Origin of the sequence: Mesorhizobium sp. M0815, from assembly GCF_040319995.1 — a bacterium.
In the GTDB taxonomy this organism is placed as follows: domain Bacteria; phylum Pseudomonadota; class Alphaproteobacteria; order Rhizobiales; family Rhizobiaceae; genus Mesorhizobium.
In genome coordinates, this window is sequence record NZ_JAMYOU010000071.1 from 1 (window position 1) to 2,676 (window position 2,676).

Here is a 2,676-nt window from a genome sequence, read left to right on the forward strand (position 1 = left end):
CAGCGCAAGATCGTTCATGGTGGGTGTGGTCTCCGGGAAATGGTTCGGATCGGCTTAAGCAACCAAATCCTACGTCATTTCAACGGCTTGCGCCACATCCACCAACCCCCATGAATTTGGTTAGGTTGATGCGGCGTGCCGCCGCCGTGAGGCCGCGCTCGCTCAGCAGCGCGTCGAGAACGACGAGAAGATTCAGATCGAGCCCTTTGAAACGCATGTCTTAGCTATCCATAGCGTGGATGCATTTGATTGAAACAAACGATTTTACCAATTTTCCGGAATGTCGCATGGACTTGGCAGGACCTCACGTGCGCCGATCACTGCCTCTATCGCGTGGCGAGTCCCTTGAGAAGAGCCCGAAAGAGGAAATCTGTCGCGTGCGGTGGAGATTGTACTGGGAATGAGAGGCAGCGCTCCGATCATGTCGAACTCTCCGACGAATGGCGGACCGGTACAATAGTTGATCGCATGGTCCGGAGCTATGAAACATCTCGATTACATATGAGGTGCCGAGTGAATACGCTGACAGCACCCACCGTCGCAGCGTTTAGCTGACGTTTGACGACGGTTCCTATCCATTTACACGCAGATTCTTGATGTGCTGGCGCAAAAGCGGGAGGCCGGCGACTTTTCTTCGTCATCGGGCTGACGCCGCAGAAGCCGGAACTCGTCCGGTTCCTATGGGCATTGGGCTTGGTCGGTCGCACAGGCTCTATGAGGGGCAATTTTGGCAACGCGACGCGACCCGGGTTTTGAACGACGCCGAAAACGCAAGCTGGAAAGGAACAAGATGGCAGATCAACTCGCCAACGAAATAATCGCCATGATCAAGAAGCGCGCCGCGTCGGAGGGCGGCATAGCGCCTGCCACAGGCGGCGAGATAACGGCTGCCACGGGACTGACTTCGCTCGGTATCGATTCACTGGGATTGGCGGACGTTCTCTGGGACCTGGAGCAGGCTTACGGCATCGAGATCGAGATGAATACGGCCGAGGCATGGTCGGATCTCCAGAATGTTGGGGACATGGTGGAAGCCGTGCGCAGCTTGCTCGCCAAGGGGGTGTGAATGGACAGGCGCGTCGTGATTACTGGGATTGGCGGGATTTGCGGGCTTGGGACCAACGCCGCCGCCATTTGGAGAGAGATGCGAGAAGGCCGCTCCGCCATCGGCCCAATCGTCAACTCCGAGCTCCATGAATTGAGGGTCAGGATCGGTGCCGAGATCAAGGCGCTGCCGGAGCATGACATCGACGGCAAGCAACTCATCTCCATGGACCGCTTCAGCCTGCTCGCTGTGCTTGCGGCGCGCGAAGCCATGCGTCAGGCCGGACTTTCCTCCAAAGAGGGAAATAGCTATCGCTTCGGTGCGACGGTGGGCGTTGGCGGCTGCGGGTGGGATGCGATCGAGCAAACCTACCGCGCCATCCTTCTGGGCGGTAAGCGTGCCGCTCTCTTGACTGTACCCAAGGCGATGCCGGGTGCCGCTGCCGGCCAGGTCAGCATGAGTCTCGGCCTGCGCGGGCCGGTCTTCGGCGTCACGTCCGCCTGTTCCTCGGCAAACCATGCGATTGCCTGCGCGGTGGACCAGATCAGGCTCGGCCGGGCCGACGTGATGCTTGCCGGCGGCAGCGAAGCGCCGCTCATATGGGGTGTGCTGAAGGCATGGGAAGCGATCCGCGTGCTTTCGCCCGATACTTGCCGGCCATTCTCGGCCGATCGCCAGGGCCTGTCGCTTGGTGAAGGCGCCGGCATGGCGGTGCTGGAAAGCTACGAGCATGCCCAGGCTCGGGGCGCCACCATCCTTGCCGAAATTGCCGGTGCCGGCCTTTCCGCCGATGCGTCCGACATCGTCGCGCCGACTGTCGAGGGGCCGGAGGCAGCAATGCGGGCCTGCCTTGCCGATGCCAGGCTGGACGCCGAGGATGTCGACTATCTCAACGCGCACGGCACCGGCACCAAGGCCAACGACCAGATCGAGACGGCGGCGATCAAGCGCGTCTTCGGTCAGCACGCCTTCTCAATGTCCATTTCTTCTACCAAGTCCATGCACGCGCATTGCCTCGGCGCGTCCGGCGCGCTCGAGTTGATCGCCTGCGTGATGGCTATCCGCGAGAGCGTCGTGCCGCCGACTGCCAATTATCGTGAGCTGGACCCCGATTGCGATCTCGACGTCACGCCCAATGTGGCACGCGAGCGCAAGGTGCGCGTGGCACTGAGCAACTCCTTCGCCTTTGGCGGCACGAACGCGGTTCTGGCGTTCAGGCAGGTGTAGAAGCCATGAGAGATGCCTCCGGCAACATTATCTCTCGCATCCAGATGCTTGCCGGATAACTATTGTGAAGGGCGGGTCATTGACCGCCTCGGCGAATGCGGGAAGTGGCAGCGGAAGCTCGACGATCCGGGGGTATCGTCTTTGCGAAATTCTTAACTGTTAAAGCGGCTTGGACGTACCGCCGCCCCGTAAAAGGTAAGTGAGGCCCTGCGGGCTCGGCTTGAGGGTCTGAAGCTGTACACGACAATGTCTGGAAGCCGCAGGGTCGGCTCTGCGCCCGTTATAGTCGCCTGAGTGCTGCCGGCCCGGCCGCGCCGCGGGCGCCGTCAACGAACTCCTTGAACCTGCGGACCTTGCCTGTCTTGGCCGACGCTTCGAAGCGCGCCGTCGTGCTGGCCTCCAGA

At 61.0% G+C, this 2,676-nt stretch carries 2 protein-coding genes and 2 pseudogenes; 2 read left to right on the top strand and 2 right to left on the bottom strand.

From position 1 onward, the window contains the following. Positions 1–115: 115 nt before the first annotated feature. Positions 116–217 (bottom strand): annotated as a pseudogene (locus NKI01_RS30750) (LysR family transcriptional regulator); the annotation flags it as partial. Between the two features lie 573 nt (positions 218–790). Between NKI01_RS30750 and NKI01_RS30755 the strand changes: the two are divergent. Beyond that, positions 791–1,066, top strand: a complete 276-nt coding sequence (locus NKI01_RS30755; protein WP_023679611.1) for an acyl carrier protein — start codon at positions 791–793, stop codon at positions 1,064–1,066. Continuing rightward, the gene (locus tag NKI01_RS30760) at positions 1,067–2,272 is read left to right on the top strand and encodes a beta-ketoacyl-[acyl-carrier-protein] synthase family protein (RefSeq protein ID WP_352638588.1); all 1,206 of its coding nucleotides are present in this window, start codon (positions 1,067–1,069) and stop codon (positions 2,270–2,272) included. Here NKI01_RS30760 and NKI01_RS30765 read toward each other — a convergent pair. Further along, positions 2,259–2,423 (bottom strand): annotated as a pseudogene (locus NKI01_RS30765) (LysR family transcriptional regulator); the annotation flags it as partial. The gene NKI01_RS30760 and the pseudogene NKI01_RS30765 sit on opposite strands and share 14 nt — an antisense overlap. Between the last annotated feature and the right edge of the window lie 253 nt (positions 2,424–2,676).